General features: G+C 48.9%; 13 protein-coding genes. 4 read left to right on the top strand and 9 right to left on the bottom strand.

The genetic code is table 11. The annotated features are described in order from the left end of the window. Positions 1-18 precede the first annotated feature (18 nt). The 3 genes from ACKKE8_RS26280 to ACKKE8_RS26290 are packed head-to-tail and all read right to left on the bottom strand — an operon-like array spanning position 19 to position 3199. Entirely contained in the window at positions 19-1473 is a 1455-nt protein-coding gene (locus tag ACKKE8_RS26280) for a bifunctional metallophosphatase/5'-nucleotidase (protein ID WP_409175609.1), read from the bottom strand. A 24-nt stretch (positions 1474-1497) separates the two neighbouring features. Next, on the bottom strand, positions 1498-2322 hold the full coding sequence (locus ACKKE8_RS26285) for a sulfite exporter TauE/SafE family protein (protein ID WP_409175610.1): 825 nt from the start codon (positions 2320-2322) through the stop codon (positions 1498-1500). A gap of 19 nt (positions 2323-2341) precedes the next feature. After that, positions 2342-3199 carry a DUF72 domain-containing protein gene (locus ACKKE8_RS26290; RefSeq protein WP_056491884.1) on the bottom strand — a complete coding sequence of 286 codons (858 nt, stop codon included), beginning with the start codon at positions 3197-3199 and terminating at the stop codon, positions 2342-2344. A 52-nt stretch (positions 3200-3251) separates the two neighbouring features. Here ACKKE8_RS26290 and ACKKE8_RS26295 point away from each other — a divergent pair, with 52 nt between their 5' ends. Beyond that, complete coding sequence (locus tag ACKKE8_RS26295; protein ID WP_409175611.1) at positions 3252-3758, top strand: M67 family metallopeptidase; 507 nt, start codon at positions 3252-3254, stop codon at positions 3756-3758. Here the strand turns inward: ACKKE8_RS26295 and ACKKE8_RS26300 are convergent. Next, a complete protein-coding gene (locus ACKKE8_RS26300; protein WP_409175612.1) occupies positions 3689-5092 on the bottom strand; it encodes an aspartate kinase in 1404 nt (467 codons plus the stop codon). The genes ACKKE8_RS26295 and ACKKE8_RS26300 overlap by 70 nt on opposite strands. A 188-nt stretch (positions 5093-5280) precedes the next feature. Here ACKKE8_RS26300 and ACKKE8_RS26305 point away from each other — a divergent pair, with 188 nt between their 5' ends. Next, the gene (locus ACKKE8_RS26305; RefSeq protein ID WP_409175613.1) at positions 5281-6033 is read left to right on the top strand and encodes a polysaccharide deacetylase family protein; all 753 of its coding nucleotides are present in this window, start codon (positions 5281-5283) and stop codon (positions 6031-6033) included. Positions 6034-6095: 62 nt separating this feature from the next. Here ACKKE8_RS26305 and ACKKE8_RS26310 read toward each other — a convergent pair whose 3' ends face one another. The 3 genes from ACKKE8_RS26310 to ACKKE8_RS26320 form a co-directional block, all read right to left on the bottom strand. Continuing rightward, on the bottom strand, positions 6096-7637 hold the full coding sequence (locus ACKKE8_RS26310) for an SPFH domain-containing protein (protein ID WP_409179201.1): 1542 nt from the start codon (positions 7635-7637) through the stop codon (positions 6096-6098). Then, positions 7637-8176 (bottom strand): NfeD family protein, encoded by a 540-nt coding sequence (locus ACKKE8_RS26315; protein ID WP_409175614.1) that lies wholly within the window; start codon positions 8174-8176, stop codon positions 7637-7639. Before ACKKE8_RS26315 ends, ACKKE8_RS26310 begins: the two co-directional genes overlap by 1 nt. A gap of 90 nt (positions 8177-8266) precedes the next feature. Further along, on the bottom strand, positions 8267-9700 hold the full coding sequence (locus ACKKE8_RS26320; protein ID WP_409175615.1) for a PLP-dependent aminotransferase family protein: 1434 nt from the start codon (positions 9698-9700) through the stop codon (positions 8267-8269). A 147-nt stretch (positions 9701-9847) separates the two neighbouring features. On the opposite strand from ACKKE8_RS26320, the gene ACKKE8_RS26325 reads away from it, so the two are divergent. Continuing rightward, positions 9848-10789, top strand: a complete 942-nt coding sequence (locus tag ACKKE8_RS26325; protein WP_409175616.1) for a DMT family transporter — start codon at positions 9848-9850, stop codon at positions 10787-10789. Positions 10790-10837: 48 nt separating this feature from the next. Here ACKKE8_RS26325 and ACKKE8_RS26330 read toward each other — a convergent pair whose 3' ends face one another. Together ACKKE8_RS26330 and ACKKE8_RS26335 are read right to left on the bottom strand one after the other, a co-directional pair. Next, entirely contained in the window at positions 10838-11302 is a 465-nt protein-coding gene (locus ACKKE8_RS26330; protein WP_409175617.1) for an NUDIX domain-containing protein, read from the bottom strand. A gap of 16 nt (positions 11303-11318) precedes the next feature. After that, positions 11319-11855, bottom strand: a complete 537-nt coding sequence (locus ACKKE8_RS26335) for a suppressor of fused domain protein (protein ID WP_409175618.1) — start codon at positions 11853-11855, stop codon at positions 11319-11321. Between the two features lie 818 nt (positions 11856-12673). Here ACKKE8_RS26335 and ACKKE8_RS26340 point away from each other — a divergent pair. Further along, positions 12674-12931, top strand: coding sequence for a hypothetical protein (locus tag ACKKE8_RS26340; protein WP_409175619.1), 258 nt, complete (start codon positions 12674-12676; stop codon positions 12929-12931). Positions 12932-13480: the final 549 nt, after the last annotated feature.

Raw genomic sequence — 13480 nt, forward strand, 5'->3', positions numbered from 1 at the left:
TTCCCGAAAACCCGGTGTCTACGATTGATTTTTAGACGTTGACGATACCTTTTCCCAGCGTGGAAGAAACGCATTTTGCAGCATCTGTTGGTCCTTGATCGTGGTGGCGAGCACTTCACGCAGCATCTCGGGCAAGAAAAACGTAACCTCACTTCCGAGCAGCAAATCGGGAAACATGCGGTTGTACATAAACATGTCGATCGTCCCGACTCGATACAGACGCTCGCGATCAAGCGGCTGCCCGTTGACTTCAATCTGGATAATTTGCGGCTGGTCATCCTCACTGTAGCGGATGTGCAATCCGTCCACACACATCCAGCCTTCTATTTTGCCGCGAAAACCGTACCCTCTCAGCTCCCGCTGAACCATTTCGGGTTGAATGGATTGCTCCAGAACAGTGGTGAGCTGCGCGCCTGTAATCGTGACCGCACAGGCATTGATCGGGTGGGGCATACTGTGCAACAAATCGGCAAAAGACAAGCTGCCCCGCGGCAAATCAGCAAGCAACAGCCCTCCATTTGCCATGCCGATCTCAGCACCCGTCCATTTGCGAATACTCGCTGCAATGAAGGAGCCATAAGGGGTCTCCTCCGTCCAGCCTATGTGCATGTCTTGCTCCAATTGAACAATCGGCTGTAACAAGCGATTTTCTGCCCATACTTTTTCACTCTCGATGAACTGGCTCAATGATTTGTCTGACTGGTACTGTTCTGTGTAAAAAAGCTCTGCGCGCACGTTTTTGATGCCATTATGGGCCCTGTCCCAGACGAGCTCTACATGACCGACATACTCGCCAAATCGCCCCGCTTGTGTGATCAAGGTGCCGCCTATGCGTTCTCCATGAGGCAACGTCCGGTGAGAGTGTCCGCCCAAAATGATATCCAGCCCATCGACTTCACTAGCCAGCACACAATCTGTCTGATAGCCAAGATGTGAAAGCAAAATGACAACATCCACAGACGAGCGCAGTGCCGCAATCTGCTCACGCAAAATCGGGATCGGTTCTTTGATCTCCCATCCCATACTTTGATAGGAGGGGCCAAAGGGAATTGTCATTCCCAAGATGGCCAGCCGCAACTCGCCTACGGTATGAATGGCGTATGGTACAGCCCAAGAAGGGACAGAATTTGTTGTCGGTTCAAACAGATTGCCCGTAATGATCGTAAAACGCGCATCTGTGTACAGTTCATTCAGCTTGTCTTTTGGGAGTGTGATGCCTTCGTTGTTTCCGATTGTCGCGTATTGAATCCCGCTTCGGTTCATGACCTCGACATTTGTTTTCCCAAAGCTCGCTTCTGATCGGATATCCATTCGATCCATATGGTCTCCGATATCGACCGTCAGCACATGCTCACCCCTGCGCTCCCACTCTTCTCGGTGCATGCTCAGGCAGGCTGCAATTCGCGGCATCGTATCAAAATGGCTATGCAAGTCATTCGTGTGCAAAATGTGTAAGGTACAGGTGTCAGCCACGACTTTCCCCTCCCTCTCGTCTCATTATCCAAAAATCGCTTCTCCGATCATTTGTATGGCAATTCCCAATATCAGAACACGCAAAAACAGCACGATGGTGCGACCCTTCATTTTACTGGCAGCAATCGCTCCGAGCTTTCCGCCCGCCCATGCTCCTGGCGCGAGCATCGCTGCATACAGCCAGTGTACGTTGTCGTGGAAGATATTCGTGACTGATCCAACCACCGCTGATAAAAAGATGACCAGCATCGACGTAGCCGTGGCAATGTGTGGGGGAAAGCGAAACAAAATCATCATGGCGGGAACCATCAAAATGCCGCCACCCACGCCAAATAACGACGAGGTAATCCCGACAAAGAAGGCAATCGTAATCACGGACCATTTGCTATACCCGTACACATATTCATTTCCTTCGTTGTCGACGAAGTGGCGTTGGACTTCCCACTCGATGCTGCGTGGCTTGATTTTGTCTTTGACCATCAATACGACGAACATGCAGAGCTGAAACAAGCCAAACAGCAGCGAAAAGCCCTCCACTGCTAGTAATGTATTTAGATACACGCCCACAATAGCACCTGGTGCACTCCCGATAAAAAAGAGCAAGGCACTCTCTTTATCTACTTTATTTTGCTTGAGATAAGAAAGGGAGGAAGAGAGGGCGGTTACCGCAATCACAATCAACGAAGTCGCCGCTGCTACTTGCGGGTTCATCGATCCAGGCATGTACCAGTTCGCAAAATACAGCAGAGCAGGCACGAAAAAGATCCCACCACCCAGACCCGCGATACTGCCAATGACGCCAGCCACGACTCCGATGATGACAAACAAGATGGCAATTGCTACAAGCATGAACTCCCCTTCTTTCTTGCTACGTGGAGAACAGGTCCATCTGACGAGGATTCAGACCAGTAGGTGCAAGGCCAAGCATCTCCGAAAACTGCTTCGCATTCGCTGCTGCATCTCCTCCAGAGTTATTGTTGAACAAAATGCAGACTTCATCCGCTTCCCGTTCGAGCAGTCTGATATGTTCAACCCACTCTGCAAGCTCTGTCTCACTGTATCGATATAAATAACGGACATCCCGCCAATTTTGTCCCTCGCCGGGATCTCGCCAGCCCGCTTTGTTGCGCCCATGAAAGCGAACCAACGCCAAGGATGGCTTCGTCACGGCAGGAACAATCGGGACCGAGCCTTTTCCCACTTGTGGTTCATCACACACGACATGTGTTGCTTCGATCTTGTGCAAGAAATCCAGCGTTCGCTCCGAATACCGTGATTCAAACCAGCTTTGATGGCGAAACTCAACCGCAAACGGATACGCCTGCATGGCTTGGCGACAAGCGGTCACATACTGGACATGCTCTCGGGTACAATCAAACCACGGCGGAAACTGAAACAGCAACGCTTTGAGCTTGCCAGCCTCTACGACCGGCTGAATGCTCTCTTCGAACTGACGAAACAATTCCCGTCTGCTTCCCGAAGCGTCCCCCCGTTGATGCCCCGTCATCCCTTGATGAGGCTTGACGATAAAGCCAAATCGTTCAGGTGTATCCTTCACCCACGATTCGTAATTTCGCTGTGGTAAAATAGCGTAAAAAGAACTATCCACCTCTACAATTGGAAAGTGGCTGGCATATACAGACAGCTTGTCTCGATTGCGTACACCTTGTACGTACAATTCGTGCTGATCGCCCCAGCCGCAAACTCCCACTTGTATCGTAGTCATCGATTGCTAACCTCCAAATCATAGCCGAATAGAGAAGAAGGACGGAAGCCAAATGAAAAATCCCGCTTGGTTGGGTGAACCCTTTGCGATTAAGGATAACAAAATATTCCTGCCGAAAAAAGTAGCGAAACGCCTCCTGGCCGAAGCACAAGAGGCGTTTCCTTATGAGTATTCTGCTTTGCTCGCAGGTCGTGGAGCAACGATTACTGCCTGTGTACCGATGCCCGTCTCACCCGACAAGCACGTGTTCGGTTGGGATGGGAAAACGTTTCTTCAAGCCTTGCAGCACATCCGCAAGCACAATCTTCAATGGTTGGGTGTCTTGCATACACACCCCCATACGCCACCAATCCCTTCTGCACGCGACATAGCTGGCTGGCATTATCCCACGCTCAGCTATTGGATTGTGGGACTCGCAGCCGCACAGCCTGAATGGCGTGTCTATCAATGGGTACAGGATGGGAATAGCGGCTCATTTGAAGCACGCGACTACACACTGACAGAAGCGGCTTGTGACGATGAGGAAACCTTTGGTTCTTCTGCTCCAAAAAACTCTTGATACAAAGCAATCACAGCACGATCTGCCTCTTCGGCTTTTACCCCGAACATCATGCTTACTTCCGATGACCCCTGATTGATCATTTCCAGATTGATTTTCTCAGCAGCCAACGCAGCTGTGGCTCTCGCAGTTGTCCCCACAGATTGACGCATGCCCTCTCCGACAATCATGACGAGCGCAAGACTATGCTGGACAGCGACATCATCAGCGAACAGCTCTCGGCGGATGCGCTCTACAATCCTCTGTTCCTTCTCTTCCGCGAGATCGCGCTCGCGCAGAATGACGGAAATATTATCAATTCCAGATGGAGTATGCTCATACGAAAGCTCTTCCTCCTCCAGAATTTGCAGCAGCTTGCGGCCAAAGCCAATTTCGCGGTTCATCAAATACTTGCTGACGTAAATGCTGCAAAAGCCGCCGTCGCTTGCAATCCCCGACACCCTGTTTGTAGCAAATTCTCGTTCGGCCACAATCATCGTACCAGGCGAAGACGGATTGTTCGTATTCTTGATACATACGGGTATATCTGCTTGATACGCGGGAATCAACGCTTCCTCGTGGAACACACTAAAACCGGAATAGGACAGCTCCCTCATTTCTCGGTACGTAATCTCTGTCACCTTTTTCGGATCGGCAATCAGGTTCGGATTGACCACATACACAGAATCGACATCGGTAAAATTCTCGTAGACGGCTGCCTGAACCGCCGCAGCCAAAATCGATCCCGTAATATCCGAGCCACCTCTTGAAAAAGTAACCAAATCACCGGAACGTGAATAGCCGAAGAAACCAGGGAAAATGACAATTCCCTCCCGCTCTCGCAATGTCGCCAATTTGGCATACGCTTCAGGGAGGATATGAGCATTACTTGCTTCATCCGTAACCAGCATTCCTGCATCCTTTGGATTGATGTAGGTCGCCACCTCGCCCATACTCTGCAAGTAACGAGCGACAACTTTGGCGCATGTGTCCTCTCCCGCAGCTTTGACCGCATCCATGAATCTTTCCTTGGACAAGCCCGCCTTGTTTGCGAGAACCTCCCCGAGCTCTGCTTCGATCGCTTGACCAATCTCGGCTGAAAGCCCGAGACCTGCCACAATCTCCTGATAGCGCAAGAATATTGCTTGTTTCGCTTCCTCTGTAGGCTGCCCAGCCAAAAATCGCTCAGCATAGGCGATTAACAAATCAGTAACCTTCGTGTCTTCCTTGTGCCGTTTGCCAGGTGCCGATACAACAATGAATCGTCTGTCCCGATCCGCCAGAACAATTTGGCATACTTTTTTTATTTGCTCGGCATTCGCCAGTGATGTTCCCCCAAATTTTGCTACCTTCATGATCGATTCCTCCATCTAACTCTCACGTCTTATGCTTTTACTAGCTTAATTTATCCACACAAAAAGAACAAGTGTCTTTTCCATGAGGACAAACAAGGATAATCATCAAGATTTGTCGCATAGTAACAGGGAGTACATCATCGTGTACAGCTACCTAGCAGGAAAGTCTCTGGTAACGAGGTGAACAAATGAAAAAGTATATCCTCTTTTTCCCACTTTTGCTCGCTGTCATTCTTTCTCCTTCCTTCAGCGAGACAGCCAATGCCATTCGGGGAAAAAATCGCGAGTATTACGAAACAAGAGGAGATATCGTTTGGGAAGTGCCTACAGAGAGCAAGGTGATTGCCCTTACCTTTGACGATGGTCCTGACCAGGTATACACTCCTCAGATCGCAGCACTGCTGAAGCAATATCAAGCAAAATCTACCTTTTTTGTCGTAGGCAATCGTGTGAGCCAGTACCCGGAAATCGTCAAATCTCTCGTGAATGATCAACATGAGATTGCCAATCACACTTACAGCCATCCAGATATTCGAAAGCTGTCGGCGAATCGACTATTAGAAGAGGTGCAAAAAACGCAGGAGACGGTTTATTCGGCAACAGGGGTTCGCCCCACCCTCTTTCGTCCTCCGGGGGGATACTATAACGAGACCGTCGTCGATACAGCCAAGCAAGCCGGTTTTCTCGTGATCATGTGGTCGTGGCATCAAGATACACGTGATTGGAGCGATCCCGGTGTAAAAAAAATCGTCAACAAGGTTTTGAACAACGCGCGGAATGGAGACATCGTGCTATTTCACGATTACGGAGGCAATCGAAAACAGACCGTACAAGCCCTCGAGCAAATATTGCCTGAGTTGAAAAAAAGAGGGTTTCAATTCGTAACGGTCAGCGAATTGTTGAGAGGATATGGACGCGCGAAGCAGGTAGACTATCCTTGATCTTCTTCCCACGAAAAAGTGCCCCTCGCTTAAAAGGGGCACTTCTCCTCTGATTGATTTCGTTATTTCTTTTCGTTCTCCAAAACAGAATCCGTCTCTACCTGAACTTTTACGGGTACAGGCTGTTGCTGTGTGGGTACAGTACCACCCTTTTGCATAAAGTCTGAGATCATCTTATTCATATCCAAACCGGATACATCTTTCAGCATCTCTGGCAGTTGGGCCATCAGCTTCGTAACATTCCCGCTCAGACGATTGACGCCATCTCCCTGACCGCCTCCTGCATCCACGATCGTTACCTTGTCGATCGCCTTCATTGGCTCAGCAATTTTCTCAGCCAGCTCAGGGAGCATTTTCGCAATAATATCGAGTACTGCCGCATGACCGAATTTTTCATATGCTTCAGCCAGCTTCTCTTTCCCTTCTGCCTCTGCTTCTAGCTTGAGGCGCGTGACTTCTGCCTCAGCGCTACCACGTGCTTTTTCAGCCTCGGCAATCGCCAAACCTTCCAGACGCTTCTGCTCGGCATTTGCTTTTGCTTCCGCTTCAATGCGGTACTTGATCGCGTCTGCTTCTCTCAGCTTCTTCGCTTTTTCCGCTTCTGCCGCCTGTTCCACAGAGTAGCGGTCGGCGTCGGCCTTTTTCTTCACTTCCGCATCATATTGCTTTTCGCGGCGAAGAATTTCTTTTTCCTCCAGCTCGATTTCTTTCTGCTTGCGGACGAGATCGACCTTCATCTCTTCTTCTGTAACCTGCTGCTTGGCGACAGCTTCTTGCAGCTTGTAGGCTTGGTCCGCACTCGCCTTCGCTTTGTCCTGCTCTTGCTTAAATGCCGCTACCTTCAGTTCTTTTTCCTTTTCTGCTTCGGCAATGTTCGTTTCCTTCAGCAGCTCTGCCTTGCGTGCCTCTTCCTCTGCCTGTGCCTGCTTGATCCGCGCTTCTTTGTCCGCATCAGCCTGCGAGATGGTCGCATCGCGCTTCACTGCAGCGATTTGCGGTATTCCAAGGGCAGCTAAATAACCGTTTTTGTCTCGGACATCCTTGATCGTGAAGCTGACGACGGACAGCCCCATTTTCTTCAAATCCTTCGTCGCTACCGCTTGCACCTCTTGAGCGAATCGCTCACGGTTCTTGTAAATTTCCTCTACCGTCATACTGCCGAGAATTGCCCGCAAGTAGCCTTCGAGTACTTCCTGTGCTTCGCCGCGCAGTGCCTCGTCACTCTTGCCCATAAATTGCTCGGATGCGGTCGCGATATCTTCAATCGAACCACCTACCTTGATGATCGCTACGCCATCTGCCATGACAGGAACACCCTGCTCGGTATATACCTCAGGAGTGGATACGTCCAGCTTATGAGACAGAAGACTCAGAAAGTTTGCTTGTTGAAAAATAGGGAGGATAAATGCGCCGCCTCCGCGGACGATCTTCATCTTGCGTCCGGATTCGTCACTGAGTACGTTTTTCGAGCCAAGATAGCTACCTGTTACGATCATGGCTTCATCTGCACCCACTGTTTTGTAACGGGCCCAAAAGGCAATACCCAAAACGAGAAAGACTGCGACGACAACACCTACTATCGTCAAAATACCGGGATCTACCATCATTTCTCATCTCCTTCGCCAGATTCAGTGTAAAAGGGGATCACATACAAGACATGGTCACGCACCTCGACCACGACAACACGGGTTCCTTGCGGGATAATCTCCCCCTCAAGACTCGCCGCCATATGGTAAGTGGTTCCACTAATCATCGGCAGCAGCACTTCTCCCAGTCCTTCTGCAGGGATCGTCGTCCCGACTTCCCCCAGCTTTCCTCCTAGTTGACTCATGGAATAGCTCGTTGAATTTTCCGCATGGCTCATCGGCTTTACCCACAGGAAGTACGAGACAAGCGCCAAAGCGACGCCGATGACAGCAGCCAGCATCAACACGACAAGAGCACCAAGAGAAGTGTATCGAGATAGCAAATACCCGGCTCCACCAAAGGCAGTCATGCCGCTCACCAGCAAAATGGGCTGTGCAAAAGGCAGATGCAGATGTCCCAGCCAATCCGAGAGCGTATCGCCAAACAACAACGAGATGACCGTGTAGATTAGGCCAAGTACAAGGCAGACCATGTAGACGGTTTCAAGTACGTCCACGACTGTCCCCCCTTTCTAAAATTGCCTCTATAGTGCATACGAGTGAGGTGGGAATTAGTTTCATAAATAAGGAAATAATCCCTTTTCTTATCACTTTTTTTGCTGAAGGACTCTTTGGATGCGGCGAATTCCTTCCTCGATATTTTCCGGGCACTCCCACGAATAGGTCAATCGCATCCAGCCTGCTTCCGCTCCATAGACGCTGCCAGGTGTAAATACGACACCTTCCCTAATGGCGTCATCCAGCAATTCCTTTTCGTCCCTGGGAGCAAGCAACCTACACCAAATATGATAGCTGCCACCCGGCTCATTCCATACGGCGTAATCGGTGAGATTATCGTGCATAGCGCGTATCATCGTTTGTTGCTGCTCCATTAAGTAACGAGACATTCGCTCCTGCTGATTGTTCCAGCTCTCTCTCTCAACAAATTGCCGGGCGAATTGCTGGGAGACGCTGCTCGTGCCAAAGTCCATTTGCTGCTTGGCATCGGCCAGTCTTTCTACGACTGATCTTGGTCCTACCAGCCAGCCAATCCGCAGGCCTGGCGCAATCGTTTTCGAAAGGCTCCCGACATACAGAACACCACCTGTCTTGTCGATGGCTTTGATCGGCTTTGGCGGTCTAGGGCTTCCAGCCAGTGTCAACGCACCATAAGCGTCGTCTTCTACTAGTGGCAAGCGCAGCTCCTGACAAATATCGAGCAACTGGGCTCGCCGTGCCTCGCTCAATATCGTCCCTGTTGGATTATGATAGGTCGGGTTCGCGAAAACCATACGAATGCGATGCTCTCGCTGCAAGTCGTAAACAGCCTCGGGTACAATACCCTCCTCATCCATCGGCAAGCGAAATAAACGCAGGCCAGCTGAACTGAATAAGGGAAGAGAATACGAATAAGAGGGTCCCTCCATTGCGATTGCGTCTCCGGGATTCAAGAGACATAGTGTAATGAGATGCAGTGCCTGCTGTGCTCCTGACGTCACCAAAATTTCGTCGGGAGAAGCGTGAATGCCGTAGTTTTCGTGCAAATGCACAGCCAGTGCCTCGCGCAGACGCGGCTCCCCCTTTGGATGCGCGTAGCCCAGCTCAAGGTTGATCTCGTTTTCTTCTCCCGGCTGCGTTGGGGTCAATGACGGGATCATCGTCGTTGCCAATTCAGCCTTTGCCAGATTGATGATTGAGGAATCGAAGCACGCATCCTGAATTCGTTTCGCGAGTGGATAGGCTGGCAAGAAGGCACCGCCATTGGTGTAGGTATACCAGTTTGGCATTTGTTTGACGCCCCACAGATCACGACTGACCCAAGTACCGCTCCCTTGCCACGATTGTAAAATACCTTTGGCTCGCAATTCTTCGTACGCTGCCGATACCGTCCCACGATTGACGCCAAAGCGCCGTGCCAACACTCTTTCCGGCGGCAGGGATGTACCAGGGGGCAGCACTCCTAGCACAATCTGTCGTTCCAGCTCTTTGGCGATTTGCATATAGATCGGAACTACCGCGTCTTTGTCGGGCTTCCATTCCATCCTGATCCGTCCTCCATACTTGCTGTTTTCCTCACTTTCGACAAATTGGCTTACTGCTCCTGCTGCCAATTGGCTCTACCTTTCATGATCGTTCGCCTCTAAGATGAAACAACAGAAACTTTTATTCAACAAAGGATGGGATTTAAGATGAGCGGACAGCTTCCTATCGAGAAGCAGGACGTACAAAAAGAGCAGTCAACCACTCCTGAGCAGCTGCATACAGAGAAAACGGGCTTGCTGTATGGCTTCATCGGGGTGCTTAGCTTCAGCTTGACCTTGCCCGCAACGAAGGTGGTTGTTACCGTGCTCTCTCCCCTCTCGGCAGGGTTGGGACGAGCGTTGATCGCGGCTGTACTGGCTGCTTTGGTGCTCAGCATCAAACGAGTACCGTTTCCTACCTGGCAAGAGACCAAGAAACTGTTGCTCGTATCTGCCGGCGTAGTAGCGGGCTTCCCGTTTTTCTCGTCATGGGCGATGGAGAGAGTGCCTGCTACGCACGGCGCAGTCATCATTGCACTATTGCCATTGGCTACGGCAGGCGCGGCGATATTTTTTTCAGGAGAACGCCCTACCCGAAAGTATTGGATTTCGAGTGCGATCGCCTGTGTAACGATTATCGCCTATGCAATCAGTTCTGGCTTTGGTGCCCTCCAATGGGCGGATCTAGCCTTGCTCGGCGCGGTCATCAGTGCTGCGATTGGATACGCGGTCGGCGGTGAGCTCTCCAAGACGATGGGTGGTTGGCAGGTCATCAGTTGGTCGCTGATCTTCGCCTTTCCTTTTCTCGTCGTTCCGCTGGCGGGTCCTCTACTCGCTGAATTAAAGCAAGCCACTTGGCCTGTCTGGATCGGTTTTGGCTATATCAGCGTGGTCAGTATGTTTCTCGGTTTTTTCGCTTGGTATCACGGCCTGGCAATCGGCGGCGTCTCTAAGGTCAGTCAAATTCAATACCTTCAACCCTTTTTATCGATCATCGCAGCGTGGCTCATCCTGTCAGAGCCATTGACACTCGGTGCTGTTCTCTCGGCTGTCATTGTCGTATTGGCTGTCGCAAAAGGAAGAAAAGCTTCCGTACAGCAAAAAGCGTAAGTAAAAACACCGCTCCTCTTCACTAGGAAAAGGGCGGTGTTCTTGTGTTTATTCTGCTTGGCTCAGCATATTTCCCAAGTACATTGGTTGATAAGTGGGATCAGATAAGACTTGCTTGACTTGATCCGGGCGTGTTTTGTGGTCGTTCGGCAGTTGTTTCCACTCGTCTAGCGTAACCCAGCCAGCCCATTCAATTTCTTCATCGACGATACCACCTGGCGTAGGGTTTGTCTCTTCACCGACGAGCTTCGCCAGAACTCCCACTCCGACTGTATGCTTGCCGTTCCCTTCCTGATCAATCCGATCGTCTATCCAGATCAATCGCTCCATTTCCACGAGGAGCCCGGTCTCTTCCATCACTTCTCTTTTCGCCGCGTCTGGAATCGCTTCCAAATATTCTACGATTCCACCTGGCAGGTTGTAAAAGATGCCTCGTTGTGTCTGCTCACGGATGAGGAGGACTTTCCCTTCGTGTTCCACTACTACGGTGACTCTCAAGCGAATCGCTGACATTTCGCTCGCTCCCTTCTCAGATGGCAGGCGTACGCGTAACATTCAGGGAATCGACACCGGAGTGCGCTAACCATTCCTGTAATGCCATAAGTCCATATTGTTCCAAAAACTTTGCTTCAGAATCCGCGATTGCATGAAGCATCATGAACCTGATTACGTCCTTGCCGTTTGTATAATATTCAAGTCCAGCCTCTTCATAATAGGCAGGGGTCAGTACCATATGATTCAAAACCGATTTTTCCACGATTGTATCCCCGAGCGAAAAGACGCTCCCAGACTCCATGCGGGTCGTTTGACTCTCCCACTGACGAATTACCTGGGCCGCTACTCTTGCCAAATGCGTAATCATTCTCTGCTCAAACTGATAGGAATAGACGAGGTACTCCGTTGCCACCATCTTGTGCAGCTCAAGTGTGGCGTACGTCCACCATCCTCGTTTGCGCGTAGCCGGATAGACGGCAATAAGGATATCCGCATCCTCGGATTGATACAGCTCGCCTTGACTCCCAAAAAAGCGGTGGCAATGATCCATTAATTGCTTTACCACTATCATATGTGTAACCCCGCTCCAAAAAGTATGAAAACCTCTACGGTTGCCTGCTCATAGAAGAGCAACTGCATCTTTGTGAAATGATTGTGCTCGCCCGAAAAAAGCATGCCTGGATACGTAGGCATACTTCGTTGATGTTAGGCAGCGTTAGCTTGTATATACGAACATTTTATCATTGTGTAGAGGGAATGTACACGTTTCAACTCGCACAAAAAAAGCCCCCGATTTTTCTGAGGGCCTTGTTCTTGTTTTCCCAAATCGTGTGTTGTGTTAATGAATATTCTTTGAGAGAATTGGAACTAAATTACTTTTCTTTCGTTGAGGTGAGATCATGCTTGGTTTGGCTGTTACTTTGTTCATTTCAATGTTTCTAATAGCCAGATTTTTTAGCTTCTTGGGTCAAAAATGGAGCATATTCGCTAAAACCACGCGGGATCAGGATCTAGTCGCATCACTAGCGTTGAGCATTGTAGTGTCGATCATAATCACACTTTTGAACGACCGCTAGTTTATTGAATTACCATTTTGTTAAATACAACCCAGTCAAAAGTTTATTAGCTCTCTGCCCATTGCTTAAAAAACTCAAGTATTTCATTCAGGTTTTTCGGACCACCAAATGAGTAATAATTTTGTAACCACTCATCATCTCCATTTTTATATCCATCCCTTCCAAGATATTTCACACTTTAACTATTTTGATAAATCATCGACACCTATGTCTTTCGTTTCAACTCTGGTCGACAAGCTGCCTGCTGACCTTTTCCCCCTGATACTCTCTGTGTGTTATAATGAATTACAACTAAAAACTATGGGGTGTATTATTGAAGCGACAATTTTTGATGGTAGTAAGCGACGTAACCAAGCCACAAATTGATAGAGTAACGGCAGTAGTAAAAGAACTTAACGGATTCATTGACTTGATTCCAATTGAGTCTAAGTCTGATTGTGGTTATAGCCTGTACATCGATATCCAAAAAGGCGATGTTGCTTTGACAATCAAAGATACACGTTCATTCTTGAAAAAATGGTTTAAGCCATTAAAAATTAAATGCGATTCGAACCCGAGAGACTTTTATTAAAAGTCTTTTTTTATTACGCACTTTGTTTAATCGCTGATTTTTCACGACCTTATAAACTATCGACAGTACCTCACTCATAACTAGCTCTCATCCCACGAGGATGACCGTCCTGATACCATTACGTCCAATTTGGCTAACCAAGAACATCTGTCCAATCAAAAGGATAATTCACTTAGTACACTGTCTTAGATCCTTATAAGGCGGTGATATTTTTTGAAAAAGAAAAAATCTAAGTCTTTCAAGAAAGTAAATGGTCGATTGGTTGAATTTCGTCAACCTCCTAGTAACTATGACGAATGTATGACTGAATGTAGACGTGTAAGTCCGCCTCAAGAAGATTGTGAAACGATATGTCTCCCCTATATACGACCAAGAGTACGATTGGATGAAGAGTGTTACTATCGTTGCCGTCGGTGGAGATCTCACGAGATTTGTGATCACATTTGTCAGGTGCCCTATTAAGCATTTAGTTAGACTCAAGTTTATCGAGTTTCCCTTTTTATCCCTCATTTATCATAATTGAGCTTTTGTTAACTTGAAAATTACTTA

Source organism: Brevibacillus fortis (assembly GCF_046196545.1).
Taxonomy (GTDB): Bacteria; Bacillota; Bacilli; order Brevibacillales; family Brevibacillaceae; genus Brevibacillus; species Brevibacillus fortis_A.

Excerpts from the sequence above, each read along its gene's own strand:
- ACKKE8_RS26285 (WP_409175610.1), bottom strand. The coding sequence starts at position 2,322 with ATGCTTGTAGCAATTGCCATCTTGTTTGTCATCATCGGAGTCGTGGCT.
- ACKKE8_RS26290 (WP_056491884.1), bottom strand. The coding sequence starts at position 3,199 with ATGACTACGATACAAGTGGGAGTTTGCGGCTGGGGCGATCAGCACGAA.
- ACKKE8_RS26295 (WP_409175611.1), top strand. The coding sequence starts at position 3,252 with ATGAAAAATCCCGCTTGGTTGGGTGAACCCTTTGCGATTAAGGATAAC.
- ACKKE8_RS26300 (WP_409175612.1), bottom strand. The coding sequence starts at position 5,092 with ATGAAGGTAGCAAAATTTGGGGGAACATCACTGGCGAATGCCGAGCAA.
- ACKKE8_RS26305 (WP_409175613.1), top strand. The coding sequence starts at position 5,281 with ATGAAAAAGTATATCCTCTTTTTCCCACTTTTGCTCGCTGTCATTCTT.
- ACKKE8_RS26310 (WP_409179201.1), bottom strand. The coding sequence starts at position 7,637 with ATGGTAGATCCCGGTATTTTGACGATAGTAGGTGTTGTCGTCGCAGTC.
- ACKKE8_RS26320 (WP_409175615.1), bottom strand. The coding sequence starts at position 9,700 with ATGGAATGGAAGCCCGACAAAGACGCGGTAGTTCCGATCTATATGCAA.
- ACKKE8_RS26325 (WP_409175616.1), top strand. The coding sequence starts at position 9,848 with ATGAGCGGACAGCTTCCTATCGAGAAGCAGGACGTACAAAAAGAGCAG.
- ACKKE8_RS26330 (WP_409175617.1), bottom strand. The coding sequence starts at position 11,302 with ATGTCAGCGATTCGCTTGAGAGTCACCGTAGTAGTGGAACACGAAGGG.
- ACKKE8_RS26335 (WP_409175618.1), bottom strand. The coding sequence starts at position 11,855 with ATGATAGTGGTAAAGCAATTAATGGATCATTGCCACCGCTTTTTTGGG.